Source organism: Knoellia sp. LjRoot47, assembly GCF_964253435.1.
Taxonomy (GTDB): domain Bacteria; phylum Actinomycetota; class Actinomycetes; order Actinomycetales; family Dermatophilaceae; genus Knoellia.
Map to the genome: position 1 here is coordinate 1,747,533 of NZ_CAXUQS020000001.1, position 26,193 is coordinate 1,773,725.

The 26,193-nt window shown below is 71.3% G+C and carries 29 protein-coding genes; 17 read left to right on the forward strand and 12 right to left on the reverse strand.

Annotation, left to right across the window (positions count from 1 at the left end; all coding sequences use genetic code 11):
• The first annotated feature begins 46 nt into the window (after nucleotides 1-46).
• Nucleotides 47-556: a hypothetical protein gene (locus tag ACSQ11_RS08595; RefSeq protein ID WP_436004720.1), complete on the forward strand. Its 510-nt coding sequence runs from the start codon at nucleotides 47-49 to the stop codon at nucleotides 554-556.
• A gap of 38 nt (nucleotides 557-594) precedes the next feature.
• On the opposite strand, the gene ACSQ11_RS08600 is transcribed toward ACSQ11_RS08595, so the two are convergent.
• The 4 genes from ACSQ11_RS08600 to ACSQ11_RS08615 all read right to left on the reverse strand — a co-directional run bounded on the left by ACSQ11_RS08600 (nucleotide 595) and on the right by ACSQ11_RS08615 (nucleotide 4,053).
• Nucleotides 595-1,122 (reverse strand): hypothetical protein, encoded by a 528-nt coding sequence (locus ACSQ11_RS08600; protein ID WP_436004721.1) that lies wholly within the window; start codon nucleotides 1,120-1,122, stop codon nucleotides 595-597.
• A 223-nt stretch (nucleotides 1,123-1,345) separates the two neighbouring features.
• Nucleotides 1,346-2,512, reverse strand: a complete 1,167-nt coding sequence (locus tag ACSQ11_RS08605) for an acyl-CoA dehydrogenase family protein (protein WP_436004722.1) — start codon at nucleotides 2,510-2,512, stop codon at nucleotides 1,346-1,348.
• Between the two features lie 42 nt (nucleotides 2,513-2,554).
• Nucleotides 2,555-3,379 (reverse strand): SGNH/GDSL hydrolase family protein, encoded by an 825-nt coding sequence (locus tag ACSQ11_RS08610; protein ID WP_436004723.1) that lies wholly within the window; start codon nucleotides 3,377-3,379, stop codon nucleotides 2,555-2,557.
• Complete coding sequence (locus ACSQ11_RS08615; protein ID WP_436004724.1) at nucleotides 3,376-4,053, reverse strand: uracil-DNA glycosylase; 678 nt, start codon at nucleotides 4,051-4,053, stop codon at nucleotides 3,376-3,378. The genes ACSQ11_RS08610 and ACSQ11_RS08615 overlap by 4 nt, the downstream gene beginning before the upstream one ends.
• A 68-nt stretch (nucleotides 4,054-4,121) precedes the next feature.
• On the opposite strand from ACSQ11_RS08615, the gene ACSQ11_RS08620 reads away from it, so the two are divergent.
• Together ACSQ11_RS08620 and ACSQ11_RS08625 are read left to right on the forward strand one after the other, a co-directional pair.
• Nucleotides 4,122-4,517 carry an ArsR/SmtB family transcription factor gene (locus tag ACSQ11_RS08620; protein WP_436004725.1) on the forward strand — a complete coding sequence of 132 codons (396 nt, stop codon included), beginning with the start codon at nucleotides 4,122-4,124 and terminating at the stop codon, nucleotides 4,515-4,517.
• A gap of 4 nt (nucleotides 4,518-4,521) precedes the next feature.
• On the forward strand, nucleotides 4,522-5,016 hold the full coding sequence (locus ACSQ11_RS08625) for an SRPBCC family protein (protein ID WP_436004726.1): 495 nt from the start codon (nucleotides 4,522-4,524) through the stop codon (nucleotides 5,014-5,016).
• Nucleotides 5,017-5,128: 112 nt separating this feature from the next.
• Here the strand turns inward: ACSQ11_RS08625 and ACSQ11_RS08630 are convergent, their stop codons facing one another.
• Nucleotides 5,129-5,488 carry an ArsR/SmtB family transcription factor gene (locus tag ACSQ11_RS08630; RefSeq protein ID WP_436004727.1) on the reverse strand — a complete coding sequence of 120 codons (360 nt, stop codon included), beginning with the start codon at nucleotides 5,486-5,488 and terminating at the stop codon, nucleotides 5,129-5,131.
• Nucleotides 5,489-5,603: 115 nt separating this feature from the next.
• Between ACSQ11_RS08630 and ACSQ11_RS08635 the strand changes: the two genes are divergently transcribed.
• The 12 genes from ACSQ11_RS08635 to ACSQ11_RS08690 all read left to right on the forward strand — a co-directional run bounded on the left by ACSQ11_RS08635 (nucleotide 5,604) and on the right by ACSQ11_RS08690 (nucleotide 16,916).
• The gene (locus ACSQ11_RS08635; protein WP_436004728.1) at nucleotides 5,604-6,095 is read left to right on the forward strand and encodes an ArsI/CadI family heavy metal resistance metalloenzyme; all 492 of its coding nucleotides are present in this window, start codon (nucleotides 5,604-5,606) and stop codon (nucleotides 6,093-6,095) included.
• The gene (gene arsB / locus ACSQ11_RS08640) at nucleotides 6,092-7,171 is read left to right on the forward strand and encodes an ACR3 family arsenite efflux transporter (RefSeq protein ID WP_436004729.1); all 1,080 of its coding nucleotides are present in this window, start codon (nucleotides 6,092-6,094) and stop codon (nucleotides 7,169-7,171) included. The genes ACSQ11_RS08635 and arsB overlap by 4 nt, the downstream gene beginning before the upstream one ends.
• The gene (locus ACSQ11_RS08645; protein ID WP_436004730.1) at nucleotides 7,168-7,605 is read left to right on the forward strand and encodes an arsenate reductase ArsC; all 438 of its coding nucleotides are present in this window, start codon (nucleotides 7,168-7,170) and stop codon (nucleotides 7,603-7,605) included. The genes arsB and ACSQ11_RS08645 overlap by 4 nt, the downstream gene beginning before the upstream one ends.
• Nucleotides 7,606-7,630: 25 nt before the next feature.
• Entirely contained in the window at nucleotides 7,631-8,317 is a 687-nt protein-coding gene (locus ACSQ11_RS08650) for an HAD family hydrolase (protein ID WP_436004731.1), read from the forward strand.
• 89 nt (nucleotides 8,318-8,406) lie between these two features.
• Nucleotides 8,407-8,721 (forward strand): DUF3263 domain-containing protein, encoded by a 315-nt coding sequence (locus ACSQ11_RS08655; protein ID WP_436004732.1) that lies wholly within the window; start codon nucleotides 8,407-8,409, stop codon nucleotides 8,719-8,721.
• Nucleotides 8,722-8,724: 3 nt separating this feature from the next.
• Nucleotides 8,725-9,189, forward strand: a complete 465-nt coding sequence (locus ACSQ11_RS08660; protein WP_436004733.1) for a hypothetical protein — start codon at nucleotides 8,725-8,727, stop codon at nucleotides 9,187-9,189.
• A 96-nt stretch (nucleotides 9,190-9,285) separates the two neighbouring features.
• The gene (locus ACSQ11_RS08665) at nucleotides 9,286-9,954 is read left to right on the forward strand and encodes a hypothetical protein (protein ID WP_436004734.1); all 669 of its coding nucleotides are present in this window, start codon (nucleotides 9,286-9,288) and stop codon (nucleotides 9,952-9,954) included.
• Nucleotides 9,955-10,129: 175 nt separating this feature from the next.
• A complete protein-coding gene (locus ACSQ11_RS08670) occupies nucleotides 10,130-10,732 on the forward strand; it encodes a hypothetical protein (RefSeq protein ID WP_436004735.1) in 603 nt (200 codons plus the stop codon).
• A gap of 125 nt (nucleotides 10,733-10,857) precedes the next feature.
• Nucleotides 10,858-11,469 carry a hypothetical protein gene (locus tag ACSQ11_RS08675; protein WP_436004736.1) on the forward strand — a complete coding sequence of 204 codons (612 nt, stop codon included), beginning with the start codon at nucleotides 10,858-10,860 and terminating at the stop codon, nucleotides 11,467-11,469.
• 327 nt (nucleotides 11,470-11,796) lie between these two features.
• On the forward strand, nucleotides 11,797-13,422 hold the full coding sequence (gene groL / locus ACSQ11_RS08680; RefSeq protein WP_436004737.1) for a chaperonin GroEL: 1,626 nt from the start codon (nucleotides 11,797-11,799) through the stop codon (nucleotides 13,420-13,422).
• 158 nt (nucleotides 13,423-13,580) lie between these two features.
• Nucleotides 13,581-14,363: an ABC transporter ATP-binding protein gene (locus ACSQ11_RS08685; RefSeq protein WP_436004738.1), complete on the forward strand. Its 783-nt coding sequence runs from the start codon at nucleotides 13,581-13,583 to the stop codon at nucleotides 14,361-14,363.
• 3 nt (nucleotides 14,364-14,366) lie between these two features.
• Complete coding sequence (locus tag ACSQ11_RS08690) at nucleotides 14,367-16,916, forward strand: ABC transporter permease (protein ID WP_436004739.1); 2,550 nt, start codon at nucleotides 14,367-14,369, stop codon at nucleotides 16,914-16,916.
• Nucleotides 16,917-17,007: 91 nt separating this feature from the next.
• Here ACSQ11_RS08690 and ACSQ11_RS08695 read toward each other — a convergent pair whose 3' ends face one another.
• Nucleotides 17,008-17,298 carry a WXG100 family type VII secretion target gene (locus ACSQ11_RS08695; protein WP_436004740.1) on the reverse strand — a complete coding sequence of 97 codons (291 nt, stop codon included), beginning with the start codon at nucleotides 17,296-17,298 and terminating at the stop codon, nucleotides 17,008-17,010.
• 125 nt (nucleotides 17,299-17,423) lie between these two features.
• Here ACSQ11_RS08695 and ACSQ11_RS08700 point away from each other — a divergent pair, with 125 nt between their 5' ends.
• Together ACSQ11_RS08700 and ACSQ11_RS08705 are read left to right on the forward strand one after the other, a co-directional pair.
• The gene (locus ACSQ11_RS08700) at nucleotides 17,424-18,164 is read left to right on the forward strand and encodes a DUF4031 domain-containing protein (RefSeq protein WP_436004741.1); all 741 of its coding nucleotides are present in this window, start codon (nucleotides 17,424-17,426) and stop codon (nucleotides 18,162-18,164) included.
• A gap of 203 nt (nucleotides 18,165-18,367) precedes the next feature.
• A complete protein-coding gene (locus ACSQ11_RS08705) occupies nucleotides 18,368-18,982 on the forward strand; it encodes a DedA family protein (RefSeq protein WP_436004742.1) in 615 nt (204 codons plus the stop codon).
• Between the two features lie 2 nt (nucleotides 18,983-18,984).
• Here ACSQ11_RS08705 and ACSQ11_RS08710 read toward each other — a convergent pair whose 3' ends face one another.
• The 6 genes from ACSQ11_RS08710 to ACSQ11_RS08735 all read right to left on the reverse strand — a co-directional run bounded on the left by ACSQ11_RS08710 (nucleotide 18,985) and on the right by ACSQ11_RS08735 (nucleotide 26,096).
• Nucleotides 18,985-19,632 (reverse strand): HD domain-containing protein, encoded by a 648-nt coding sequence (locus tag ACSQ11_RS08710; protein ID WP_436004743.1) that lies wholly within the window; start codon nucleotides 19,630-19,632, stop codon nucleotides 18,985-18,987.
• A gap of 12 nt (nucleotides 19,633-19,644) precedes the next feature.
• Nucleotides 19,645-21,516: a DUF2339 domain-containing protein gene (locus ACSQ11_RS08715; protein ID WP_436004744.1), complete on the reverse strand. Its 1,872-nt coding sequence runs from the start codon at nucleotides 21,514-21,516 to the stop codon at nucleotides 19,645-19,647.
• Nucleotides 21,517-21,603: 87 nt separating this feature from the next.
• Nucleotides 21,604-23,136: a S1C family serine protease gene (locus ACSQ11_RS08720; protein WP_436004745.1), complete on the reverse strand. Its 1,533-nt coding sequence runs from the start codon at nucleotides 23,134-23,136 to the stop codon at nucleotides 21,604-21,606.
• 47 nt (nucleotides 23,137-23,183) lie between these two features.
• Nucleotides 23,184-24,644, reverse strand: coding sequence for an ATP-binding protein (locus tag ACSQ11_RS08725; RefSeq protein ID WP_436004746.1), 1,461 nt, complete (start codon nucleotides 24,642-24,644; stop codon nucleotides 23,184-23,186).
• Nucleotides 24,645-24,657: 13 nt separating this feature from the next.
• Nucleotides 24,658-25,371, reverse strand: coding sequence for a response regulator transcription factor (locus tag ACSQ11_RS08730; protein WP_436004747.1), 714 nt, complete (start codon nucleotides 25,369-25,371; stop codon nucleotides 24,658-24,660).
• Nucleotides 25,372-25,463: 92 nt separating this feature from the next.
• Entirely contained in the window at nucleotides 25,464-26,096 is a 633-nt protein-coding gene (locus ACSQ11_RS08735) for a hypothetical protein (RefSeq protein ID WP_436004748.1), read from the reverse strand.
• Between the last annotated feature and the right edge of the window lie 97 nt (nucleotides 26,097-26,193).

The following is a 26,193-nucleotide window of genomic DNA, read 5'->3' on the forward strand; positions in this document are numbered from 1 at the left end:
GACGTACGGCCAGCGCGAGGTCTTCCGGTAGGGCGTGGCTGGTGCGATGCTGAAGGTCGAGGGGTCGACCGCAATGACGGGGGTGGCACGCATGGATTCCTCGCCCATCAACCGGCTGCTGCTGAGTGCAGGAGCAGTGCTCACGATCGTCTTCTTCACGGGGGCATGGTGGGCCGACAGGGCTGGTCGCGGATTCTGGGCCAACGCGCTCGTGGAGCTTGGCGGCGCCGCAGCCACCCTCGTCCTCATCGACCTCCTTCTGCCGCATCTGACGAGGCTGGTCGCCAAGGTGCAGTCCAGCGGAAGCGCTCGAGTCGCCAAGAGGATCGGCGACGAGCTCGCTCTCGTGGAGCCAGCCTTCGCGCTGATCATCGACACGGCGAGGGGGAGCGGTGAAGGGCATGCAGCAGCCGCCTTCTCCCGGTTTGAGAGCGCCCTTCAGGAGAAGTGGGGCCGGCGACTCACGGACGAAGAGCGCGACATGCTGCGTCGAATCGTGTCTGTTCGGCTCAGTGAGGCGGCACGCGTCTTCGAGGAACGTCGAGATGGCGGCTGAGTGATCCGTGCGTGGCCGCCGCGGCGATGTCTTGCGGCTCAGGTGGGTAAGGGCGAGAACCACGTGATGCCGACAGCGATGGCGAACAGGGCGAGCGCGAGCCCCCAGGCGAGCTGACCGCGTCTCATGTCCTCGCGAGCTCCAGCCACCCGCTGCAGGTAGCGCTCGGGTGTGGCAGCCGGACCTGCGAGCTCGGTGAGCCACGAAGGGCCGTTGGCGGCACGCACGAGCAGGAGGAGCCCGGCGAGGGCGCTCGCGATCGAGAGCCCGAGGACGATCATCAGGGCGGTCCGGGTGTCACCCGTGTACTTCATGAAGCCCTCGCCCGGCTTGATCGCCAGGCTCGCGAGGATGAGGGTGAAGGTCGCCCCGATCCCGTTTCGCCACCCGTCGGCGCGCTTGCGGACCACCTCGAGCATCGTCCTGGCCTCGTCGGCCGTGGGCTGGTAGGTGCCGTCGGCGGCGACCTCGTCCTTCGCTGTGCCTCCGCGCTCCTTGATGTCGGCACCGAGATCCGACTTGAGCCTCTCGACCGCCGCCGCGCCGTCCCTGTTCGCTGGTCCCACTCCGACCACCCCTCGTCCCCGACGGCGTCCTCGGCCGGACACCGAACGTTTCAGGCTAGCGCCGTCGACCCGGCGTGGAGAAGAGGTCGCCAACGCGTCACCCCGGCGACGCGTGTCGGTCACCGGCCGGGTCCGTCGGGCGACCTATAAAGAGGTGACCGGGCCGTGTATGAGACGGCCCGGTCTGTCGTTCCCGGACGGGGGCGGTGCGCGGCCGCGGCCGTCAGCGCAGGACGTGGCGGCTGATGACGAGCCGCTGGATCTGGTTGGTCCCCTCGAAGATCTGGGTCACCTTGGCCTCGCGGAACATCCGCTCGACGGGGAAGTCGGCGGTGTAGCCCGCCCCGCCGAGCACCTGGATCGCGTCGGTCGTCACCTTCATGGCGGCGTCGGTGGCGAGCAGCTTGGCGACCGCCGCCTCCTTCGAGAAGGGACGGCCCGCGTCCTTGAGCCGGGCGGCATACAGGTAGGCCGCACGCGCACCGGAGACCGCGGCCTCCATGTCGGCGATGACGAACGCAAGGCCTTGGTTCGACGCGATCGCGCGTCCGAACTGCTCGCGCTCCTTGGCGTACGCCGCCGCGACGTCAAGTGCGGACTGCGCGAGTCCGGTTGCAGCAGAGGCGATCCCGAGCCGACCCGCGTCAAGGGCGGACAGCGCGATGGCCATGCCCTGACCTTCGTCGCCGATGCGGTTGGCGCCGTCGACGGGCACCCCGTCGAAGATCACCTCGCGCACGGTGTCGCAGTGCAGCCCCATCTTCTTCTCCGGCGCACCGAAGGTCATGGCGTCCGACCCGGCCGGGACGATGAAGCACGAGATGCCGCGCCCGCCGTCGTCGGAGGTGCGCGCGAACGTCGTGTAGTAGTCGGCATGGCCCGCGTGGCTGATCCAGGCCTTGCGGCCCTTGATCGCGTATGCCGTCCCGCCGCCCTCGTCGGACCGCGTCGCCTTCGTCGTCATCGAGCCGACGTCGGACCCGGCGAGCGGCTCGGACAGGCAGTAGGCGCCGAGCTGGTCGCCGGAGAGCATCCCGGGCAGGAGCGCCTCCTTCTGCGCGTCCGTCCCGAACGTCGTCACGGGGTAGGCCGTGAGCGAGTGCACCGACACACCGACGGCGACGCTCATCCATGCCGACGCGATCTCCTCGACGACCTGGAGGTAGACCTCGTAGGGCTGCGCCCCGCCACCGAACTCCTCGGGGTGGGGGAGCGACAGCAGCCCGGCCCGACCCAGCGTGCGGAACACCTCGGTGGGGAAGGACTCGCCCTCGGCCGCGGCACGCTCGGCGTCGTCGACGCGCGGGCGCAGCTCCTTCGCGCAGATCTCGCGGGTGAGAGCGATGAGGTCATCACCGTCGGAGGTGGGCATGAGGCGGGTCACCGGCATACCCGCGACTGTAACGCCCGGCGAAGCGGGTCAGGACCCGCCTCAGGGACCGTCGACGAAGGGGCGCATCGGCGACAGCTCGGGGCGCTTGGGGTCGAGGTGGTCGCCGCTCGACTGGCCCTTCATCCGTCGCTGCACCCACGGCGCGAGGTGCTCGCGCGCCCATGCCGCGTGCGCCTGCAGCTCCTGACGGCGGGTCGTCGCGTCACCGGCGGGAAGCGGTGTGCGCCAGTCCTCCTCGTCGGTGGCGTGCCCCAGCGCGGTGAGCGCGGCGAGCGCCACGCGGCGGTGGCCCTCGGTCGTGAGGTGGATGCGGTCGTCGGCCCACAGGCGCCAGTCGCGCAGCGCGGGCATGCCCCAGAGGTTGAGGACGTAGCAGCCGTGCCGCTGCGCGATGGTGAAGATGTTGGCCGCGTGCACGGCGTGACGACCACGCAGGGGCTTGAGCAGCCCGGCCTCCTGCGGGTCGACCGGTGTGGCGAGCAGGACGTCGGAACCGTTCTGCCGCAACCGGATCACCGCGGCCTCGAGGGTGTCCATGAGCTGGTTGGTGTCGACGTTGGGGCGCAGCAGGTCGTTGCCGCCGCCGACCATCGAGACGAGGTCGGGCGCCATCTGCACGGCCTTGTCGAGCTGGGGGCCGACGACGTCGGCGAGCAGCCGCCCGCGCACGGCGAGGTTCGCGTAGCGGAACGGCAGGTGCTCGAGCCCGGCGAGGTCGTGCAGGGACTCGGCGAGGCGGTCGGCCCAGCCGATGTAGGCGTTGTCGTTCTCGGGGTCCGGGTCGGACATGCCCTCGGTGAACGAGTCGCCGATGGCGACATAGCTGCTCCAGACCTTGGTGGGCGCGGAGGGGATCGGGTTCACGGCAGACTCCAGTCGAGCGGTGCGGCTCCCTGCTGCTCAAGGAGGTGGTTGACCCTGCTGAACGGTCGCGACCCGAAGAATCCGGAACGCGCCGACAGGGGAGAGGGGTGTGGGCTCTCCACACACGGTATGCCGTCCAGCCGGCTGCGCAGCGACCGCGCGTCCCTGCCCCACAGAAGGGCGACGAGCGGGCCGCCCCGGGCCACGAGGGCGTCGATCGCGCAGTCGGTGACCTGCTCCCAGCCCTTGCCACGGTGGCTCGCCGAGGCGCCGGGCCGGACGGTGAGGACACGGTTGAGCAGGAGCACACCGCGCTCGGCCCACGGCGTGAGGTCGCCGGTGCTCGGTGCGGGCACGCCGAGGTCGCTCTGCAGCTCGGTGTAGATGTTGGCCAGGCTGCGCGGGATCGGCCGGACGTCCGGCGCGACGGCGAAGCTCAGCCCGATCGGGTGCCCCGGCGTGGGGTAGGGGTCCTGTCCGACGACGAGCACCCGCACGTCGTCGAGCGGCTGCTCGAACGCGCGCAGCACGTGGTCGCCGCCGGGGAGGTAGCCACGGCCGGCCGCGAGCTCCTCGCGCAGGTACGCGCCGAGCTCGGAGAGCGTGGGCTCGACGGGGGCGAGGGCCCGTGCCCACGAGGGGTGGACGAGCTCGGCGAGGGGGCGGGTGGTCATCACCTCAACCTAGCCCGGTGACCTCGACCCCTGGACAACGTACAACCGAATGGTTGTATGTTTGTCCCGTGTCCACGACCGACGAGCAGGACGACCGGGCCGACGCACTGTTCCACGCCCTCGCCGACCGGACGCGTCGCGACATCCTGCGTCGCGTCCTGGCGGGGGAGCACTCCGTGTCGGCACTCGCAGGCAGCTACGACATGAGCTTCGCCGCCGTGCAGAAGCACGTCGCGGTGCTCGAACGGGCCGGTCTCGTCACCAAGCGCCGCAGCGGGCGCGAGGCGCTCGCCAGCGGCGAGGTCGACGCGCTGCGCTCGGTCGCGTCGATGCTCACCGAGCTCGAGGCCGTGTGGCGCGGCCGCATCGGCCGGATCGACGACCTCCTCGCCGGTCTCACCGACGCCACGCACGACCCGGACACCACGCACGACCCGAACCGCCCCACCCAGGAGAAGGAGTAGGACCATGCCCGTCACCGACATCACGACCGACAGCGACGCACGCTCGATCGTCGTCACGTGCGACTTCGCAGCACCGGTCGACCGCATCTGGGAATTCTGGACCGACCCGCGCCAGCTCGAGCGCTGGTTCGGCCCGCCCGGCTACCCGCTCACCGTCACCACGCACGACCTCCGGCCGGGTGGGCGCGTCAACTACTACATGACCTCGCCCGAGGGTGAGAAGTTCGGCGGCTACTGGGACGTGCGCTCGGTCGAGCCCACGAGCCGGCTGGCCTACGCCGACGGCTTCGCCGACGCCGAGGGCAACGCCGCCGAGGGCCTGCCGCTCGGGGACACGGTCGTCGAGTTCAGCGAACACGACGGAGGCACGCGGGTGGCCTCGACGACGGTCTACGGCTCGGCCGAGGACCTGCAGAAGGTCATCGACATGGGCATGGAGGAAGGGCTGACCCAGGCGGTCGGCCAGCTCGACGAGGCCCTCGTGGCCGACGCCGCCTGACCCGCCGCAGAAGGAGCGCCGGGGGAGCCCCCGGGTGTCGGGGATCCGGGCCTGTCCGAGTTCGGATGTGCCCGGATCCCCGACACTCGACAGGGCGTCAGGCGACACCGTGTCAGACGAAGATCGAGCGCACGTCCTCGATCCGGCTCGGCACGACCCGAAACCAGGCCCAGGTGCCGCGCTTCTCGCGCTCGATGAGGCCGGCCTCGGTGAGGATCCTGAGGTGGTGGCTCACCGTCGGCTGGGCGAGTCCGACCGCCGGCGTGAGGTCGCAGACGCACGCCTCTCCGCCCTCGCTGTCGCGGATGATGCTGAGCAGCTGCAGCCGGACCGGGTCCGCGACGGCCTTGAGGAGTGCGGCGTGGGTCTCGGCCTGGTCCCGCGTCAGCCCGCCCGGCGTCGTGATGCCGCAGCACGTGGTCGTCGTGGTCGCGCTCGGTGCGCTCGCGCTCGGCGCGGTCGTCGTCGTCATGCGTGCCCTTCCCCTCGGCTGTGCGGCATGATGCGTCCAAGATATTGACGGACGTCGATATATGCGCTTTGCTCTGCATATCGACGTCCGTCAATCTATCCGAAGGGACCCGCCGATGACCACCACGTCCAGCTCCCGCGTCCAGCTCGCCCTCAACGTCACCGACCTCGAGGCGTCGATCGCGTTCTACTCGGCGATGTTCGGCGTCGAGCCGGCCAAGCGCCGCCCGGGCTACGCGAACTTCGCCGTCGCCGAGCCGCCGCTCAAGCTCGTCCTCATCGAGACGACCGACGACGTGCGCGGGTCCGGCACGGCCGGAGCGCTCAACCACCTCGGCGTCGAGGTCCCGTCCGTCGAGGGGGTCGCCGCCGCGCGCGAGCGGTTCGCCGAGGCCGGTCTGGCTGCCTTCGACGAGAACGACACGACCTGCTGCTACGCCCTCCAGGACAAGGTCTGGGTCCACGACCCCGCCGGTGCGCCGTGGGAGGTCTACACCGTCAAGGACGAGAACCCCGCGGGTGCGCGCCCCGCGACGGCGAGCCTCGAGGTCCTCGACGTCTCCGGTCGCCAGCCCGACGGCTCCGCCTGCTGCACCGCCATCGCGTGAGCGCGACCGACACCCGTCCCGAGCCCGACGTCGTGGCTCCGCGGCTCTCGACCCTCGACCGCTTCCTCCCCGTCTGGATCGGCATCGCCATGGCGGTCGGTCTCGGCCTGGGGAGGGCGGTGCCGGGTCTCGGTGACGCCTTGGGTGCCGTCGAGGTCGACGGGGTGAGCCTGCCCATCGCGATCGGGCTGCTCGTCATGATGTACCCGGTGCTGGCCAAGGTGCGCTACGACCGGCTCGACTCGGTCACCGGCGACCGGCGGATGCTCGGCGCCTCGCTCGTCCTCAACTGGGTCGTCGGCCCGGCGCTCATGTTCACCCTCGCCTGGCTGCTCCTGCCCGACCTCCCGGAGTACCGCACCGGCCTCGTCGTCGTCGGCCTCGCCCGCTGCATCGCCATGGTCATCATCTGGAACGACCTCGCCTGCGGCGACCGCGAGGCGGCCGCGGTGCTCGTCGCCCTCAACTCGCTCTTCCAGGTCGTCGCCTTCGCGGGACTCGGCTGGTTCTACCTGTCGTGGCTGCCGGGTCGACTCGGGCTCGAACAGGACTCGCTCGACATCTCGACCTGGCAGATCGCCTCGAGCGTCCTCGTGTTCCTCGGTGTCCCGCTCGTCCTGGGCTACCTCTCGCGACGGGTGGGGGAGAAGCGCTGGGGGCGGACGGCATACGAGGCCTCGTTCCTCCCACGGGTCGGGCCGTGGGCCCTCTATGGGCTGCTCTTCACGATCGTCGTGCTCTTCGCGCTGCAGGGCGACCAGGTCACGTCACGGCCCCTCGACGTCGCGCGGATCGCCCTGCCGCTGCTGGCCTACTTCGCGCTCATGTGGGGCGGCGGCCTCCTGCTCGGGCGAGCGCTCGGGCTGGGCTACGAGCGCACGACGACGCTCGCCTTCACCGCCGCCGGCAACAACTTCGAGCTCGCCATCGCCGTCGCCATCGCCACCTTCGGCGTCACCTCCGGCCAGGCCCTCGCCGGTGTCGTCGGCCCGCTCATCGAGGTGCCGGTGCTCGTCGCCCTCGTCTACGTCTCGCTCCACCTGAGGAGCCGTCTCTTCCCGAAGGAATCCGCATGACCACCGACACCGCCACCAACCGCCCCTCCGTGCTCTTCGTCTGCGTCCACAACGCCGGCCGCTCGCAGATGGCCGCCGGGTGGCTCGAGGCGCTCGGCGGCGGTCGGGTCGAGGTCCGCTCGGCCGGCAGCGCGCCCGCCGACACCGTCAACCCGGCCGCCGTCGAGGCGATGGCCGAGGTGGGCATCGACCTCGCTGCAGCCACACCCAAGGTCCTCACGACCGAGGCGGTGCAGGCCTCCGACGTCGTCATCACCATGGGGTGCGGCGACGCGTGCCCGATCTTCCCGGGCACGCGCTACGAGGACTGGGTGCTCGAGGACCCCGCGGGCAAGGGGGTCGACTCCGTCCGCCCGATCCGCGACGAGATCCGCGCGCGGGTGCTCGCGCTGCTCGACAGCCTCGGCATCGAGCCCGCCGGCGGCACCCGCTGAACCGCGGACCGGCCGTCGCGAGAGGATGGCGGGTGTGACGACACCGCGCTGGCAGACGATCTTCTTCGACCTCGACGGCACCCTCGCCAACACCATCCCGCTCATCGTGGCGAGCTACCAGCACGCCTTCCGCGAGGTGCGCGGCGAGGAGATCGACGCGATCCGGGCCAAGTCCTGGATCGGCCGCCCGCTGCTCGCCGCCCTCCTCGAGGAGGACCCCGAACGCGGTCACGACCTCGACCGCACCTACCGCGAGTGGAACCTCGCCAACACCGAGCGCCTCATCCAGCGGTATGCCGGAGTGCCCGAGATGCTCGAGAGCCTCACCTCGTCCGGTGCGAAGGTCCATGTCGTGACGAGCAAGCGTCGCGAGACGGCCCGGCTCGCGCTCGCCGGCGTCGGCATCGACCACCTCATCGACGTCGTCGGGGCGCTCGAGGACACAACGAGGCACAAGCCGGACGCCGAGCCGCTGCTCGCCGCCTCACGCGCCGTCGGCGTCGACCCCACCACCGCGGTCTATGTCGGTGACGCCACCGTCGACATCCTCGCCGCGCGCGCCGCGGGCATGCCGGGCGTCGCCGTGACCTGGGGCGCCGGTGAGCGCGACGCCCTCGAGGCGACCGGCCCGGAGACGATCGTCGACACGGTCGACGACCTCACGGCATACCTGCTCGACGGGGCTCCTGTGACTCGTGAGGCGCGTGAGTAGGCACGCCCGAGATCTGTCCAGCGGACACGCCGACCCTAATGACAGCCGTGTCATTCGACCGATAGGGTGGCACTCGCAGCCGCCGCACCATGAAGGGTCGAACCGTGAACGCCGTGCACGAAGAGCAGTCCGCAACGCCCGAGGCCGAGGGGCTGACCGATCGTGACCGCCGGATCATCGACTTCGAGCGGCAGTGGTGGAAGTACGCCGGGTCCAAGGAGTCGGCCATCAAGGAGCTCTTCGACATGAGCCCCACGCGCTACTACCAGGTGCTCAACGCCCTCATCGACAGCCCGGTCGCCCTCGCGCACGACCCGATGCTCGTCAAGCGCCTGCGCCGCCAGCGCGCGACCCGCCAGCGGGCGCGTTCGGCTCGTCGCCTCGGTCTGCAGCCGCAGGGCTGACCCGTGAGCGAGCTCGACTGGAGCACGCCGGAGGGCCTCGCGGCCATCAAGGACCACCTCGCCGCCCAGATCGAGGGCTGGCGCCCTCCCGTCGCGTATGCCGTCGGGCTCAGTCCCGCGTCGAGCTCGGTCGAGTGGGTCTTCCCCCACGTCAACGTCCCCGGTGGCCGGCACAGCCTGCCGGCGGTCGTCCTCGCGACGATCCTGGGTCACGACGGGTCGACCGCGACCCTCGACCTCACCACCTCGCAGCTCGCGGCTGCCGTCGAGTCGCTCGAGCCGGCGCAGGCCTGCACGACGCTCGACCACCCCAACCTCGCCGCCTGGGGCGAGGCGCTGGCCGAGGCTTCCTCGAACCCGGCCCGCTCGCTCGTCGCCGTCTACGTCGCCGACCTCGAGGACCCCGTGTCCTCAGAGGCCGACGGGGCCATGCGCGCGACGTTCGAGGGTCACGCCCCGACCCTGTGATCCCGTGGTCCCGCGCGGCGCGTACGACTTCGGTCTGACCGGCGCTGGACGTCCGGACGATGTGACGGCACCGCCCGGCCCGCGATCGTTGAACCCATGAGCGGGCAGACCTTCGAGATCGCGTATGCCGGTCACACCCATCGCGTGGTCGTCACCGACTCGGGGCTCGCCCGTGAGTACGTGTGGACCTGCGACGGAGTCGAGGTGGCGAGACGGCAGTCGCTCGACGACCGCGTCACGCTCACCCCGAAGTCCCCGCCGGGGTCCGAGCCCGAGACCGGGGCCCAGTCCGGTGAGATCGGGAAGATTCGCGTCCGGGCAGGCTTCACCGGGGTGCGGCGGGCGACGCTCGTCATCGCCGGCACCGAGGTCGACCTCGTGCCCGAGGCCGGTTCGGCCGCGGCGCGCAGGGAGGAGCGGGTCCGAGCGCACCCGCGCCGCCACGTCGCGCTCCACACGACGGCGGCGCTCGCGAAGGTTCTCATCCCGGTGCTGGGCATCGGGCTCGTCATCTCGTGGCTGCCGAGCATCGACCTGCCGCGCATCCCGTGGCCCGACATCGATCTGCCGTCCCTGCCCTGGCCCTCGATCGACCTGCCCTCGCTGCCCCGGCCCGACTGGGAGCTGCCGTCGTGGGTGCGCTGGGTGCTCGACAAGGTGAAGTACGTCTGGCCGGTCCTCCTCGCGTTCGGCATCGCCCAGCACGAGGTCCGACGCCGCCGCGACCAGGACCAGCGCCGGTCCGAGAACAAGGTCGAAGGCTGACGTGTTCGCGCCCCGTCTTTGGGGGTCGGAGCACGGTCGGGCCCACGGTACGCCCGGGCCCGGATGGCTTCTTCGCGGAGCACGCAACCTTGAGGGGTTCGAGAGCGTCTGAGGGGTCAGGGCCACAGGGCGTGGCCCACGACCGGCCCAGTGCCGAGAACCGGGGGACAACGTCATGTCACGCACGCTTCGCACCATCGGTGTCGTCGCTCTCACCGCCACGACCTTCACTGCCGTCGCGGCGTCGGCCCACGCCGCGCCCATCGCCACCACGCCGTTCAGCCAGACCGTCATCGGGGAGTGGCGCGTCGAGGGGACGCTGGCGGGGGCGCCGGGCAACGTCCACACCGGCTTCGTCAACCTCAGCGACGGCACAGGTCGCCTGACGGCGATGAGCGCCTACGACTGGCAGTGCCCGGACGAGACCACCTCACCCGACGAAGGCGCGTGCACGCAGGTCCGCACCACCAGTGCCACGGACTTCGAGAGCTCGCCGGACCTGGTCATCGACCGAGGGCTCCGGGCGGGTGCCGGGTCCGCCTCCGTCATCGGTGAGGTCTCGGACGGACAGGGCCCTGCAGTGCCCACCACGGTCGACGTCGCCGTCGATCTTCACGCAGCCGGCCGGCTGACGCGAGAGGTCTACGAGCAGTCCGACGAGACCGGCGGGACCTACACCGTGGTGGTGCGGCAGCGCGCGGCCATCGGCTCCGTGACCTACAACGGGGTCCGCGTCACGGGCGTGACGGGTCACGTCCTCACCCAGACCCGGCGCTGAGCGAACGAGCCACGACTCTGCTCGACGTCGGACGCAACCTCGGGAGGGCTCGTGTCGTAGTGATGGTCAGGAGCTCCGCAGGGGTGGCTCACGAACGGCCTCGTGCCGGAACCAGGGGGAACGTCATGTCTCGTATCACTGTTCGCACCATTGCCGCGGTGGGCGCCGCGGCTGCAGCATCGATGGCCATCGTCACGCCGGCTCACGCCGCCGGCGTCACCGTGTCCGAGTCGGTGGAGACCAGCTGGCACGTGGTCGGCGTCTTCGCCGGGATTCCCGGCAATGTCCACACTGGCAACATCGTCGTGACCGACGGGACGGCCCTCGACGGCAGCCCGTACACCAGCGCGTGGGTCTCCTTCGCCGACTGGCAGTGCCCCGCGGTCACCACGTCCCCGGACTCGGGGGAGTGCACCAGGATGCGCGGCACCGACAGCAACGGTGAGGACTCGGGCGCTGCGGTGACCCTCGGCCCCAAGCTCGGCGCGGCCACGGTCGACACGACCTTCGCCTCGGGCTGGAGTACGCCCACGGGCTGGGTCGCGGCCGACATCACCATCGACCTCGACCTCGTCGGGACGGGCAGGGTCGCGCGGAAGGTGGACCGGCTCGAGGCCGCGGAGGGCGGCTGGTACGTCGCGGCAACCCAGTCCCGGTCGGCGTCCGTGAGGGGCACGGTGGCCGGCGTCCCCGTCGACGGTGGTACCGCGCGCCTGGTGCGCACGACGAACCGCTGACCCGCCGCACGCCCGGCCGCTGACCACGAGGTGGCCCGACAGGAGCAGAGGTTGGCGAGCCGAGCACCGATGGGTGCTCGGCTCGTCACTTTCTGCGCGTCTCGGGCGAGCTGCCCTCGCGAGGTGGGCGGACGGCATACCGGGGCGTTTGCACTCTCCACCTGAGAGTGCCAATAATGGCGTTAGCACTCTCCGCGTGAGAGTGACAAATCCTGGCCAGACCGGTGAGGGTCGGCACGCGTGCATGACATGAGGCACGCGCGCTCGGCTCGTCCGTCGCGGGCACCATCTGGCCACCACCTTCGTCGTGTGGGAGGAACCACCCGAATGGCCAAGATCATCGCTTTTGATGAAGAGGCTCGCCGCGGTCTCGAGCGAGGAATGAACATCCTCGCCGACGCCGTCAAGGTCACCCTGGGTCCCAAGGGCCGCAACGTCGTGCTGGAGAAGAAGTGGGGCGCCCCCACGATCACCAACGACGGTGTGTCCATCGCCAAGGAGATCGAGCTCGACGACCCCTACGAGAAGATCGGCGCCGAGCTGGTCAAGGAGGTCGCCAAGAAGACCGACGACGTCGCCGGTGACGGCACGACGACGGCGACCGTCCTCGCCCAGGCACTCGTCAAGGAGGGCCTGCGCAACGTTGCCGCCGGCGCCAACCCGATGGCGCTCAAGCGCGGCATCGAGAAGGCCGTCGCGGCCGTCTCGGACGAGCTGCTCGCCAACGCCAAGGACGTCGAGACCAAGGAGCAGATCGCTGCCACCGCCTCGATCTCCGCTGCTGACCCCCAGATCGGCGAGATGATCGCCGAGGCCATGGACAAGGTCGGCAAGGAAGGCGTCATCACCGTCGAGGAGAGCAACACCTTCGGCCTCGAGCTCGAGCTCACCGAGGGCATGCGCTTCGACAAGGGCTACATCAGCCACTACTTCGTCACCGACGCCGAGCGCATGGAGACCGTCCTCGACGACCCGTACGTCCTCGTCGTCAACTCCAAGATCGGCTCGATCAAGGACCTGCTGCCCCTCCTCGAGAAGGTCATGCAGTCCGGCAAGCCGCTCCTCATCATCGCCGAGGACGTCGAGGGCGAGGCCCTGTCGACGCTCGTCGTCAACAAGATCCGTGGCACGTTCAAGTCGGTCGCCGTCAAGGCTCCCGGCTTCGGCGACCGCCGCAAGGCCATGCTGGCCGACATCGCCATCCTCACCGGTGGCCAGGTCATCTCCGAGGAGGTCGGGCTCAAGCTCGACACCGCCGAGCTCGACCTGCTCGGCAAGGCCCGCAAGGTCGTCGTCACCAAGGACGAGACGACCATCGTCGAGGGCTCGGGCGACGCCGACCAGATCCAGGGTCGCGTCAACCAGATCCGCGCCGAGATCGAGAAGTCGGACTCCGACTACGACCGCGAGAAGCTCCAGGAGCGCCTCGCCAAGCTCGCCGGCGGCGTCGCCGTCATCAAGGCGGGCGCGGCCACCGAGGTCGAGCTCAAGGAGCGCAAGCACCGCATCGAGGACGCCGTGCGCAACGCCAAGGCTGCCGTCGAGGAGGGGATCGTCGCCGGTGGTGGCGTCGCCCTGCTCCAGGCCGGCAAGGCTGCGTTCGACAAGCTCGAGCTCGAGGGTGACGAGGCGACCGGCGCCAACATCGTGCGTGTCGCGATCAGCGCCCCGCTCAAGCAGATCGCCATCAACGGCGGTCTCGAGGGTGGCGTCGTGACCGAGAAGGTGTCGAACCTCGAGTCCGGCTGGGGCCTCAACGCCGCCACTGGCGAGTACGTCGACCTCATCGCGGCCGGCATCATCGACCCGGCCAAGGTGACGCGCTCCGCGCTGCAGAACGCCGCGTCGATCGCCGCGCTGTTCCTCACGACCGAGGCCGTCATCGCCGACAAGCCCGAGAAGGCTGCGCCGGCGATGCCCGGTGGCGACGAGATGGGTGGCATGGGCTTCTGATCTCCTGATCAGGACTCCACGGCACACGCCAACACGAGGGCGGTCTCCCCACGGGGAGGCCGCCCTCCTGCGTCCCCTGTCCTGTCAGGGTTCTCTCAGGGTCGCGTCGGGGACAAACCCCCTGCCCGTATGCCGTCCGCGCGCCTAGCGTGGTCGGCATGACCACTGACCTCGCTCCCGAGCGCAGCGCCGCGACGGCACCGCCGAAGGTGGCTGCCCGCGTCACCGACCTCATCAAGACCTACGGCTCCGGCGACACCGCCGTCACGGCCCTCAAGGGTGTCAGCCTCGACATCGCCGCCGGGGAGTTCACCGCCATCATGGGCCCGTCGGGCTCGGGCAAGTCCACGCTCATGCACTGCGCGGCCGGGCTCGACTCGGTGACCCGGGGCTCGGTGCGCCTGGGTGACACCGAGCTGACCACGCTCAAGGAGAAGGACCTCACCAAGGTCCGGCGCGACCACATCGGCTTCGTGTTCCAGTCCTTCAACCTCATCCCGACGCTCAACGCTGCCGAGAACATCCTGCTCCCGCTCTCGATCGCCGGTCGCAAGCCAGACCGCGAGTGGTACGACCTCGTCATCGAGACCGTCGGCCTGCGCGACCGGCTCGGCCACCGCCCCGGTGAGCTGTCCGGAGGGCAGCAGCAGCGCGTCGCGTGCGCCCGTGCCCTCGTGAGCCGGCCCGAGATCATCTTCGCCGACGAACCGACGGGCAACCTCGACTCGACGTCCGGCGCGGAGGTGCTCGGCTTCCTGCGCCGGTCGGTGGACGACTTCGGCCAGACCATCGTCATGGTGACGCACGACCCCGGTGCAGCGAGCTGGACCGACCGCGTCGTCTTCCTCGCCGACGGCCGGATCGTCACCGAGCTCCGTCAGCCCACTCCGGAGCGGATCCTCGAGACGATGAAGAGCATCGACGCGAAGGTGCAGGGCTGACCCGTGCTCCGTGCCAGCTGGAAGAGCCTCATGGCCCGCAAGCTGCGGCTGTTCATGAGCGCCTTCGCGATCATCCTCGGAGTGGCCTTCGTCGCCGGCTCCTTCGTCTTCACCGACACCCTGGGACGCAGCTTCGACTCGATCATGAACAGCACCGTCGGCGACGTCGTCGTCCGGCCGGTGTCGGGTGAGGTCGACCTCGAGGCGCAGCCGTCGACGGCCACCGTGCCGGGCTCCCTCGTCACCGAGCTCGCCTCCACGCCCGGCGCTGCCCGTGCCGACGGCAACATCACGAACTTCGGCACCTTCGTCGTCGGCAAGAACGGCAAGCTCATCGGCGGCTTCGGCCCGCCCGGGATCGGCGCCAACTACACCGACGGCCCGGCCGCCAAGGGCCTGCAGCCGCTGAGCATCGACGTCGGCCGCTGGCCCGAGGCCGCGGGCGAGGTCGTGCTCGACGCGAAGACCGCCGACAAGGCCGGATACCTCGTCGGCGAGAAGGTCAACATCGTCAGCTCCGGCGCCCAGCCGCGCATCACGGCGAAGCTCGTCGGGATCGCGACGATGGAGGGCGGCACCGCCGGCGCGAGTCTGGCCATCTTCGACACCGCCGAGGCCCGCAAGCTCTTCATGGAGGGCAAGGACACCTACAACGACATCTGGGTCACCGCGGCCGACGGGACGAGCCAGCAGGAGCTGCGCGACGCCGTCGCGGCAAAGCTCCCCGCGGGCGTCGAGGCCGTCACCGGTGACTCGGCCGCCAAGGCGGCGGCCTCGGACATCCAGGAGGCGCTGGGCTTCATCACGACGTTCCTGCTGATCTTCGCCGGAGTGGCGCTCGTCGTCGGGTCGTTCCTCATCGTCAACACGTTCAGCATCCTCGTGGCCCAGCGGTCGCGTGAGCTCGCGCTCTTCCGCGCGCTCGGCTCGACCCGGCGCCAGGTGGCGCGGTCGGTGCTCTTCGAGGCGACCGTCATCGGGCTCGTCGGGTCGGTCGTCGGGCTGGGCCTCGGCGTCGTCATCGCCATCGGCATCCGGACCCTGTTCGGCCAGTTCGGCCTCGACCTCAGCGGCCAGTCGCTCATCATCTCGCCGCGTACCGTCATCGTCTCGCTCGTCGTCGGCCTCGTCGTCACGCTCGTGGCGGCATACCTGCCCGCCCGCAAGGCGGGCAAGGTGCCGCCGGTGGCGGCCATGCGTGACGACGCCCTCCTCGCCGAGAGCGGCATGCGCGGACGCACCATCGTCGGCACGGTGCTCACCGTCGCCGGGGCGGGGCTCCTCGGGGCCGGCCTGTTCGCCGACGTCCCCAAGCCCACCTACTGGGTCGGCGGAGGGATCCTCGGGATCGTCCTGGGCGTCGCGCTCATCAGCCCGATCGTCGGACGCCCCGTCATCGCCGGGGTCGGCTGGCTCTATCGCCGGTCCTTCGGCGCCGTCGGGCTCATGGCCCAGCAGAACGCGCAGCGCAACCCGCGCCGGACCGGTGCCACCGCGTCCGCGCTCATGATCGGCGTGACCCTCGTGTCGATGATGGCGGTCTTCGGCGCCAGCGCGAAGGCGAGCATCGACAAGGCGGTCGAGAAGGAGTTTGTCGCCGACTACGTCGTCTCGAGCGTGGTCGGCACGCCGTTCTCCACCGAGGTCACCAAGGAGCTCGCGGCCGTCCCCGGCGTCGAGGAGGTCGCGGCGTTCCGCTGGGACGCCGTCAAGTCCTCGGCCAAGGGTGAGAACAGGGGCGTCATCGGGATCGACCCGGGCCACGTCGGGGTGCTCGGCCCCACCCCGATGGTCACGGGGCGCCTCGCCGACCTCACGTCGACGACGGTGTCGATCTCGCAGGAACGGGCCACGACGGACCGGCTCCAGGTCGGCTCGAAGGTCGACCTCACCCGCGGTGGCACGACCAAGCCGTTCACGGTCGGGGCGATCCACGGCGAGTCCGCGCTCCTGTCGGCCGACTACCTCCTGAGCCTGCCGGCGCTGGAGTCGCTGGGCGGCCCGAAGACCGACTCGTTCGTCTTCGTCGCCCGTGAGCCCGGCACCGTCCCGGCCCAGGTGGGGCGCGACCTCGACCGGGCGCTCGCCGACCTGCCGGTCGTCACGGTCAAAGACCAGGGCGAGTTCGCCGACGAGCAGCGCAGCCAGATCAACCAGATGCTCTACCTCATCTACGCCCTGCTCGGCCTGGCCGTCATCATCGCCATCCTCGGCATCATCAACACCCTGGCGCTGTCGGTGATCGAGCGGACCCGCGAGATCGGGCTGCTCCGCGCCGTCGGGCTCAGCCGCCGCCAGCTCAAGCGGATGCTGCGACTCGAGTCGATCGTCATCGCCCTGCTGGGTGCGGCGCTCGGGATCGGTCTGGGGGTGGCCTTCGGGGTCGCGCTGCAGCGCTCGCTCGCCGACGACGGCATCGACGTGCTCGCGGTGCCGTGGCCCCAGCTCGTGCTCTTCGTGGCGCTGTCAGGGCTCGTCGGGATCCTCGCGGCGTGGTGGCCGGGGTGGCGGGCCTCGCGACTCGACATCCTCCGGGCGGTCACGACCGAGTGACCTGCGACTTATTGCCCCATTGGGCCCCTTCCAGCGGAGGTTCACCTTCGCTGCTCGGGCCCAATGGGGCAATAAGTCGAACGGGTGCTGCTCAGGTGAACATCCGCATGTTCTGCGCCTCGGTCTCGGCGTACTGCGCACCGGCGGCCGCGAGCACCTGACCGATCGAGTCGAGCGACGCCTGGACCTGACGCTGGGTGCCCTGCCACTGGGTGACGACCCCGTGGAACTGGGTCGCGGCCCCGCCCTTCCACGCGTCCTGGAGCGCGGTGAGCCGGGCCAGCATCTGGGCGACCTGCGCCTCGATCTCACCGGAGATGCGGGCGATGTCGCCGGAGGCCGCCGAGATGCGGTCGGTGTCGACCTGGAACTGCGTTGCCATGGTGGGTCCCCTCTGTCCTCGCCGCACCGGACGGTGCGACCTTGGGGACGACGGTAGGGAGAACCGCCGAGGACGCCGCGGAGTTGTCCACAGCCTCCGCGAGCAGCCCGGCATACGATCGCGGGGTGCTGCTCATCGACCCGCCCGCCTGGCCGGCCCACGGACGGCTGTGGTCCCACCTCGTGAGCGACACCTCGTTCGAGGAGCTGCACGACTTCGCGCAGCGTGCCGGCATCCCCAGACGGGGGTTCGAGGGGGACCACTACGACGTGCCGGAGGAGCGCTACGACGCTGTCGTCGCGGCAGGGGCGGTCCCGACCGAGGGCCGCGAGCTCCTCAGACGCCTGCAGCACAGCGGACTCCGCATCCCGAAGCGCAAGCACGAGCGCGTCGTCCTCAGCACCCCGGACGCGCCGTGGCTCCCGCCGGGTGGTCGTGCCGACGTCATCGCCTCGCGCCAGGACGACGCGCCGCCGCGCACCGTCGTCGTCCGCGCGGTGCTCCGCGACCAGCGTGGGCTCCACGTCGTCGAGCGGCCCGACGGGCGAGGGCTCGACCTGCCGACGCGACCGGTCGCCGATTGCGAGCGCGCGAGTGACGCCGTCCGTGCCCTCGGTGACGACCTGGGTGTGCGGGCCGAGCGAGCGCGGTTCCTCGGCTACGTGCGCAACGTCGTGCGTGAGCCGGACGCGGACTACCCGTGGCCGGTCCCGACGGCCTGCTTCGCGCTCTTCGTGCTCCCTGCGGCCGGTCTGCTCGGCGGTCGGTGGCTGCCCACGGGGCGGCAGCAGGGTGAGCTGGGAGAGCGGCACTGGTGGCCGCTCGTCGCCCCCGGCGCGGACGGCGTCGTGGGCCACGGTCACTGACGTCGCGGCAGGCCCCGGCCGTTCCCGGCCTCCGTCCCTGACGTCGACCCCGGCTCGCGTCCCTGAGCTCACCCGGGGCCACTCAGGGTGGCGCCGGTGCGGCACCCCATGGTGGCGGTCGAGCCGGGCGTCCACGATGGGAGGGCAGGAACACCCGCCGACCGACGTCGGGCCTGAAATGCCTGTGCCCAGGGGAGATTCGCGTGTTCGACGCCGTCAACACCCTCATCGAGCAGAACGCCGCTGCGCTCTGGCTGCTCCCGGCACTCTTCCTCCTCGCGACCTTCGACGCGCTGCTGCCTCCGGTACCGAGCGACTCGGTGGTCATCGCCCTCGCCGCGTTCGGCGCGGCCTCGGGATCGCCGCACCTGATCGCCCTCGGCGCCGTCGCGGCGGCCGGGGCATTCGTCGGTGACAACCTCACCTTCACCGTGGCGCGGCGCTCCGGTCTCACCCGCCTGAGGACCAGCCCTCGCCCGAAGCTGCGCGCGGCCTTTCTGCGTGCCGAGGCCGAGCTCGAGCGTCGCGGTGGCCTCGCCATCGTCGTTGCCCGCTACATCCCCGTCGGCAGGGTCGGCGTCAACGTCACGGCAGGAGCGGGGGCGTTCTCGCAGCGGCGGTTCGTGCTCCTGTCGGCGCTGGCCGCGACCAGCTGGGCGACCTGGTCGGTCGCCATCGGCGCGCTCGCCGGTCACTGGGTCGAGCAGAACCCGTTGCTCGGGGCCATCGGTGGCGTCGCGGTGGCCGGCGCCCTCGGGCTCGTCGTCGACCGGCTGATGTCGCGTCCCGCGCGAGCCTCCCGGGCTTCAGCGCCCTGACGTCACTGGGGTCCCGCGAGCCGGTCCAGCTCGCGCGACAGGTTGTCGCGGGCCGCCGACTCCCACAACCGTCGGGCGTGCTCGGTGCGATAGATCGTCTCCCGCTGCAGGAAGGGCCGCAGGATCGCGCTCCTGCCGGTCGCGTACGCGTCGGCGGGGACGGCGGCATACTCCCTCCGGACATCCGCGCAGTAGGTGTCGAAGCGCTCGCTCGGTGCGCCGAGGATCCACAGGTCGGCGTCGTGGAACGCCGCGTGCGGTCCGCTCGTGTCCCGGACCTCGTGCGCCTGAGACGCCTCGACCAGGGCACACGTCAGGTCGACCACGTCGCCGCCGATCCCACTGGCGGACAAGGTCGCTCGCGCCAGCTCGGAGCTGAGCCGCTCGTTGTCCGCAGGGGCCTCGACGTCGTAGACCGCGTCGTGGAACCACGCCGCGAACACGGTGGCGGCCCAGTCGGTGTCCGAGTCGACGGCTGAGGGGCGCAGCTCGGTGAGCGCAGCGAGGACCTCGTCGAGGTGGCGCAGGTCGTGGTAGCAGCGGTGAGGCTCCGCCCACCTCCGCGCGAGGTCCGCACGAAGGGAGAGGAGGCCGCGCACGTCACCCCTGACGACTCGCGCGGCCTCCTCCCACAGCTGGTCCCGCTCCATGCGGGAAGTCTCTCAGGCGGCGGCCTCCGGCGCCCGCGTGCGCTCGAGGGCCCTCGCGTATGCCGTCCCGCTGGCCAGGAGGAGCAGTCCCGTCACGATGAACGCGGCCACCCGCCACACCCCGTCCAGGGTCGCGAGGTCGAAGAGGAAGAGCTTTGCGACGCTCACCGCGGCCAGCCCGAGCCCGAGGCGGAGCGAGAGGCCCCGACGCGAGTCGGCGCGCAGCCCGTGGACCAGCAGCCAGGCCGCCGTGACCATCCACATCACGGTCGCGAGGGCGTGGCCTGCGAGGAAGCCCGCCGAGGTGGCGCCGAGGACGTCCCCGAGGAGCAGCCCGACCGAGATGACGGCCACGGCCGATGTGGCGAGTCCGGCGATGAGAGCGGCCACCCGGGTGAGCCGACGCACGCGGGCCGGGACGCCCCGGACCACGTCGACACCCCAGGCGCCGAGCGCGGCCACGCCACCTGCGAGGGCGCTGTCGAGCAGGGCGGAAGCGGCGTCGTGGTTGCGGGCCGACCAGATGTCGATGTAGGCCGTGGGGTGCGTGAGGTAGGCGACCGAGGCGACGACCGTCGTCCCCGCTGCGACCCAGAGCGTGACGCGGGAGCGCGTCGTGACGGCGGCCGCGGCATACCCGAGGGCCGTGAGGATGATGCCGGTGACGACCCAGCGCTCGGGGGCGCCGCTCGTGACGGCGAGCAGTGCGGAGACGCCCGAGACGGCGCCGAACGTCGTGGACAGCGGCGTCGGCACGGGCCCGACCGGCGAACGCGACGTCACGGCCAGCGCCACGGCGAAGGCCACGGCGACGAGGGCGAAGCCGGTCGTGCGCAGCACCTGGTCGTGGACGCCGAAGGCGGTGAGCAGCGCAACGGTCGAGACGGCCACGGTGGCGCTGCCGACGAGGTCGGTGCGGTCGTGACGGGCCGCGGAGACGGCCCCCACGACGGCGAGGAGGGCAAGGGCGCCGGCGGCGAGGATCGCGACCCGTGAGGGTGCGCCGTCGCCGACGTTCACCGCGATCCCGAGCAGGACCAGGCTGCTCGCCGGAAGGGTGCGGGCGACGGCGAGCATCGGCCACCCACGGTCCCCCCGGGCGAGCAGCGCGGCGGCCGACAGGACGACGACGAAGAGCGAGACCTCGTCGCCGAACCGCTCGGTGACGACGGGGGCCAGCAGGCTCGCGCCGAGGACGGTGACGACGGCGAGCAGCTGCCGGTCCCAGCGGCGCGCCAGGACCAGGCCGCTCACGGCGACGACGGCCGCGACGGCCAGCCCGGCGACGCGGGGGACCCAGCCGTAGACCGTGGTGACCGCGACGACGTCGAGGTAGCCCGCGGCATACCCCGTGGCCGCGATGGCGACGGGAGCGGCGCTGGAGCGGCCCAGCCCCGTCTCACGGCCGCGGACGACATGGGCGGTCACGACGAGGCCGACCGCGAGGAGGACGCCGAGGGCCACCCGCAGCTCGGGGACGAACCACCCCTGCTGCATCGCCAGTGCGAGGAGCAGGGCGACACCGATGAGGGTGACGACCGCACCGGCGAGGGCGAGGACCCGCGTCACGGCGCCCTCGCGCTGCCACCACGACGGCAGGGCAGGAGCGGCGGGGACGGGCACCTGCTGGGGCATCGCCGGTCGCGTCGGGGTCGGTGCTGCAGCGGGGGCGGTGGCCGGCGCCCGCGTGGACGGCTGGGGTGCCGTGGGAGCGGCGGGCGCCGGACCTGCCGGACGCTGGGCCCAGGACTCGGGTGTCGTGGTGGTCTGGACCTCGAGGGCCGCGCGCATCCGGGCGAGCCCGTTGCCCACGGCATACATCCGGTTCATGGCGTCGGCGAACTCGTTCTCGAGGCGCCGCACGTCCTGCAGCTGATCGCTCATGGGTACAGCGTGGGACGCGAAGTACCCCGACTCCATGAGTCGGGGTACTCAGCGGGGCACCCGGTCAGGTGGTCCTTTGGTGCGGTGTCAGCTGGCCGGCGCGGCGGCGAGGGTCGCCGAGATCTCCTGGCTCGCACCGTCACGCAGCACCGTGAGCCTCACCGTGTCGCCGACGGCGTACTCGCGGATGTGCGCCACGAGCGACTCGGCGGAGTCGACCCGCTCGTCGTTGACGGCGGTGATGACGTCGCCGGGCTTGAGTCCGGCCTTCTGCGCGGGGGTGTTCTCGGAGACGGTGCGGATCTGGGCGCCGGCGCGGGTGGCGCTGCCGTCGGAGGCGGTGCCGTCGGTCGGTGCCACGCCGAGGTAGGCGTGCTCGGCGGTGCCGTCGGCGATGAGCTGCTTCGCGATCGAGGCGGCCTCCTTGACCGGGATGGCGAAGCCGATGCCGATGTTGCCGCTCTGCGACGAGCCCGAGGACCCGAGGGACGCGATCGAGGAGTTGATGCCGACGAGCTGGCCGTCGGCGTTGACGAGGGCGCCACCGCTGTTGCCGGGGTTGATCGCCGCCGAGGTCTGGATGGCGTTGGTGACGACGGGCTCGCTGTTCGACTGCTGCTGGGGCTGCTGGCCGAACGGGTTCTGCTGCTGCGGCTGCTCCTGCGCGGCCTCGGTCGTGACGGGGCGGTTGAGGGCGCTGACGATGCCCGTCGTGACCGTGCCGGCGAGCCCGAGCGGGTTGCCGACCGCCATGACCGGGTCGCCGACCTTGAGCGCGTCGGAGTCGCCGATGGAGATGGGCTGGAGGGCCTTGGGCGCGCCCTCGATCGTCACGACCGCGAGGTCGGTCGAGGGGTCGGTGCCCTGGATCCGGCCCTTGAACGTGCGGCCGTCGGAGAGCGTCACCGTCAGCTCGTTGGCGCCGGCGACGACGTGGTTGTTGGTGAGGACGTGGCCCGAGCCGTCGATGATGACGCCGGAGCCCTCGCCGCTGTCGGTCTTGATCGCGACCACGCTCGGCGACACGGCGGAGGCCGTGTCGGTCCAGTTGGGGGCCTGCGGGTTGCTCTGCGAGACCGGCGCCGTCGAGGTGCCGCGACCCAGACTGGAGGAGGACGACGCAGAGGAGGCGGCCTGCGTGTCCTGCGACCCCAGCTGGGTCGCGGCATAGGTGCCTCCCGACGCGAGGGCGGCGGTCAGCGCAGCGACCGCGAAGAGCTCACCGACGCGGCGCCGCGGGCGCGGCTCCGGACGAGGGCCCTGCGGTGCTGCCCCGGGGGCCGGCGGAGGGGGAAAGACCGGTCCTGCGGGTTCGTGGGCGCCGTACCAGGTGGTCGGCGCGGGGTGGCCGTGGTCCGACGCGGTGCGGCCGTCCGGGGCGTGGCCCGTGCCGTATCCGCCCGGCGCGTGCCCCACCGCGGGGTGTTCGCGCGTGGCCTGCTGCGGGAGCGTCTGGGTGGTCGCGCCACCGGCGTACCCGGCGTGGGTGTCGGAGCCGGCGGAGGTGCCGGGGGTGGCGGGGGTGGGGGCGGAGGTCGAGGCGGGAGCCTCGGGAGCCTTCGGAGCCTCGGGGTTCGTGCCGGTCTGCTGTCCGGTCGTTCCGGGCTGCTGGTCGCTCATTGCGTCTCCTTCGTCGGGCTGGCACTCCTCACTCAAGTGCCCCGACATCAAGAGCCGCTGGGCCGGGCCTGTGAGGCGCCTGTGGGAATCCGCACGACGAACGTGGCGCCGCCGCCGGGGGTCTCCTGGACCCCGACACGCCCCCGGTGCGAGCTGACGATCGCAGCGACGATGGCGAGGCCGAGACCGTTGCCACCACCGGCGGTGCGGCCGCGGGACGGGTCCGCGCGGTAGAACCGTTCGAACACTCGATGCGCTGTGCCAGAAGGGATTCCGTCACCGTGGTCACGCACCTCGAGGACGCCGTCGGCGCCGTCGACGCCCACGGCCAGTTCGATGGCAGTGCCCGCTGGCGTGTGCCGGACGGCGTTGGCGACGAGGTTGGTGACGACCTGTCGCAGACGCGACTCCGACCCCCACACGACGGTGGCGTCGACGGGCCCGGCGAGGCCGGTGAGCGAGATGCGGCGCTCGGGCTCACGGGCCCGCGCATCGGCGGTCGCGTCGGCCGCGAGGACGGTGAGGTCGACCTCGCCCATCGCCGTCGTGGGCTCCTCGTCGAGCCGGGCCAGGGTGAGCAGGTCCTCGACGAGGCCGCTCATGCGACCCGACTCGGACTCGATGCGCTCCATGGCGGCGCGGGTGTCCTCGGGGTCGGAGATGGCTCCCTGCCGGTGCAGCTCGGCGTAGCCGCGCACGGTGGCGAGGGGGGTGCGCAGCTCGTGGCTGGCGTCGGCGACGAACTGGCGCATGCGGTCCTCGGATGCCTCGCGCACGGCGAACGACGACTCGATCTGGGCGAGCATGACGTTGAGGCTGCGCGACAGCGAGGTCACCTCGTCGTCGGCCGCCCGCACCGGGATGCGCCGGGTGAGGTCGCCACCGGCGATCGCGGCGGCGGTGTCTTCGATCTGGGTGAGCGGGCGGAAGGCGCGGCGGACGGCATACCACCCGAGCAGTGCCGACCCGGCGAGGACGAGGGCGCTGAGCGCTCCGGTCGTCACGAGGAGTCGCGCCACGGTCTGCTTGACCGAGCGCAGCGGCACGCCGACCGCGAACGTCGCCTCGTCCTTGCCGACGGTGCCGGCGATGAAGCGCCAGTCCATCTCGCCGTCGACGGACTGCACGGTGAACGGCTTGCCGTTGCGAACTCGTCGGTCCGTGAGCGCGAGCCGCGGCACCTCGGGGTGCATCCGCTCGGTGGTGGGGTTGACGCTCATGGTCTCGCCGTTGACGGGGAAGAGGACGAAGGCGTAGTTGGTCGGCGTCGTGTCGTCGTCGCCCTTGGTGAGGTCCGTCAACGCCTGTGTCGCAACGGGTTTGGCGACGCCCTTGAGCTCGGAGTCGACGCGGCCGAGGAGGTCGCGCTGCATGAGGTAGGCCGTCGCCAGGTTGGAGACGAGGAGCGCCGCCGCGAGGACGACGAGGACGATGGCGACGAGGCGCACACGCAGCGGCATCGCCTCGAGCCGCTTGACCACGGCCTGGGACGGAACGGTCGACGACATGAGGTGAGTGACCTCAGGTCTGCGGCGGCAGGCGCAGCACGTAGCCCACACCGCGCTTGGTGTGGATGAGCGAGGGCAGGCCCTCGGTGTCGATCTTGCGGCGCAGGTAGGAGATGTAGGACTCGACGATGCCGCTCTCGCCGCGGAAGTCGTACTCCCACACGTGGTCGAGGATCTGCGCCTTGGACAGCACCCGGTTGGGGTTGAGCATGAGGTAGCGGAGGAGCTTGAACTCCGTCGGGCTCGTCTCGATGACGCGGCCGGCGCGGCGCACCTCGTGGCTGTCCTCGTCGAGCTCGAGGTCCTCGAACCGCAGCGAGGCGCTGTCGTCGAGCTCGCCACGGGTGCGGCGCAGGACGGCCCGGATGCGCGCGACGACCTCCTCGAGGCTGAACGGCTTGGTGACGTAGTCGTCACCCCCGACGGTGAGACCCTTGATCTTGTCGTCGACCGAGTCGCGCGCGGTGACGAAGACGATCGGCACGTGGCGCCCGGACTCTCGCAGCTTGCGCGTCACGGCGAAGCCGTCCATGTCGGGCAGCATGACGTCGAGGACGCAGAGATCGGGGTGGCTCTCCTCGGCGAGCCGGACGGCGTCACCGCCGGTGGCTGCGGTGACGACCTCGAATCCGGCGAACCGCAGGGACGTGGCGAGGAGCTCGCGGATGTTGGGCTCGTCCTCGACGACGAGGAGCGTGGCCTCGGGGGCTGCTGGGTTGGCGCTCACGGGACCAGTCTCCCGCCGCTGTCTGGGAGTTCGCTGGACGTATGCCGTGTCCTCGCCCGTGCGGGTCCGTGCACGCGCGCGCCGGTCGCGGCCTAGCGGGACTGGAGGGCGTCGAGGGCGACGGCCATCGCAGCGCCGATGCGCCAGTCGATCGGGTGGCCGTCCACCGGGGGGAGCTCGACCTCGTAGACGTCTCGCAGCGCCGGCTTCTTGGTGCTGCTCATGACGACCTGGCCGTCGGGGAGCGTGAAGTCGAAGTGGAAGAGGAACGGCACCGGGATCTCACCGATGACCGGGACGAAGTCCCAGATGCGCCGCACGATGGCGATCGTGTGGTTGCGTTCCTGGCCGAGCGAGACGCGGTTCGCACCGTCGGTGAGGTGCCACGTCGAGCGCAGCAGCGACTTGCCGAAGTCCTTGCGGAACTGTCCGATCGCCCCTCCCGCAGCGTCGGTGATGTCGTAGGTCGCGCCGAGGTCCATCCGGGTGCGGGCCTTGAACCCGAACACCGGCTGGCTCTTGCCCGCGTCGGAGAAGAACGTCACCTGCTCCTTGAACGCCAGCCGCTTCTGCTCGGCGAACGCCCACAGCCCGACCTCGGTGCCGTCGGGTCCGACGCCGTGGATCTCGTAGCGGTTGACCATCATCGTGAGCTTCTGGCGGACCCGGAACCGAGTCGGCTGGGCGGTGGGCTCGGTCGGGGTGCCCTGCGGCGGCTGCGTCATGCGCGCCACTCTCACACGCTTCGCTCTCGTATGCCGTCCGCTCGCGTCGCGTGTCGGCGCGTCGGCTCAGACGAGCACCCTGTGGCGAGACGAGCAC

Coding starts and splice junctions, on each gene's coding strand:
- ACSQ11_RS08720 (WP_436004745.1), bottom strand. CDS start 23,136: ATGAGCGACCAGCAGCCCGGAACGACCGGACAGCAGACCGGCACGAAC.
- ACSQ11_RS08615 (WP_436004724.1), bottom strand. CDS start 4,053: ATGACCACCCGCCCCCTCGCCGAGCTCGTCCACCCCTCGTGGGCACGG.
- ACSQ11_RS08650 (WP_436004731.1), top strand. CDS start 7,631: ATGGCGGGTGTGACGACACCGCGCTGGCAGACGATCTTCTTCGACCTC.
- ACSQ11_RS08605 (WP_436004722.1), bottom strand. CDS start 2,512: ATGCCGGTGACCCGCCTCATGCCCACCTCCGACGGTGATGACCTCATC.
- ACSQ11_RS08645 (WP_436004730.1), top strand. CDS start 7,168: ATGACCACCGACACCGCCACCAACCGCCCCTCCGTGCTCTTCGTCTGC.
- ACSQ11_RS08595 (WP_436004720.1), top strand. CDS start 47: ATGCTGAAGGTCGAGGGGTCGACCGCAATGACGGGGGTGGCACGCATG.
- ACSQ11_RS08670 (WP_436004735.1), top strand. CDS start 10,130: ATGTCACGCACGCTTCGCACCATCGGTGTCGTCGCTCTCACCGCCACG.
- ACSQ11_RS08675 (WP_436004736.1), top strand. CDS start 10,858: ATGTCTCGTATCACTGTTCGCACCATTGCCGCGGTGGGCGCCGCGGCT.
- ACSQ11_RS08735 (WP_436004748.1), bottom strand. CDS start 26,096: ATGACGCAGCCGCCGCAGGGCACCCCGACCGAGCCCACCGCCCAGCCG.
- ACSQ11_RS08695 (WP_436004740.1), bottom strand. CDS start 17,298: ATGGCAACGCAGTTCCAGGTCGACACCGACCGCATCTCGGCGGCCTCC.
- ACSQ11_RS08725 (WP_436004746.1), bottom strand. CDS start 24,644: ATGTCGTCGACCGTTCCGTCCCAGGCCGTGGTCAAGCGGCTCGAGGCG.
- ACSQ11_RS08635 (WP_436004728.1), top strand. CDS start 5,604: ATGACCACCACGTCCAGCTCCCGCGTCCAGCTCGCCCTCAACGTCACC.
- ACSQ11_RS08665 (WP_436004734.1), top strand. CDS start 9,286: ATGAGCGGGCAGACCTTCGAGATCGCGTATGCCGGTCACACCCATCGC.
- ACSQ11_RS08685 (WP_436004738.1), top strand. CDS start 13,581: ATGACCACTGACCTCGCTCCCGAGCGCAGCGCCGCGACGGCACCGCCG.
- ACSQ11_RS08630 (WP_436004727.1), bottom strand. CDS start 5,488: ATGACGACGACGACCGCGCCGAGCGCGAGCGCACCGAGCGCGACCACG.
- groL (WP_436004737.1), top strand. CDS start 11,797: ATGGCCAAGATCATCGCTTTTGATGAAGAGGCTCGCCGCGGTCTCGAG.
- ACSQ11_RS08655 (WP_436004732.1), top strand. CDS start 8,407: ATGAAGGGTCGAACCGTGAACGCCGTGCACGAAGAGCAGTCCGCAACG.
- ACSQ11_RS08710 (WP_436004743.1), bottom strand. CDS start 19,632: ATGGAGCGGGACCAGCTGTGGGAGGAGGCCGCGCGAGTCGTCAGGGGT.
- ACSQ11_RS08715 (WP_436004744.1), bottom strand. CDS start 21,516: ATGAGCGATCAGCTGCAGGACGTGCGGCGCCTCGAGAACGAGTTCGCC.
- ACSQ11_RS08625 (WP_436004726.1), top strand. CDS start 4,522: ATGCCCGTCACCGACATCACGACCGACAGCGACGCACGCTCGATCGTC.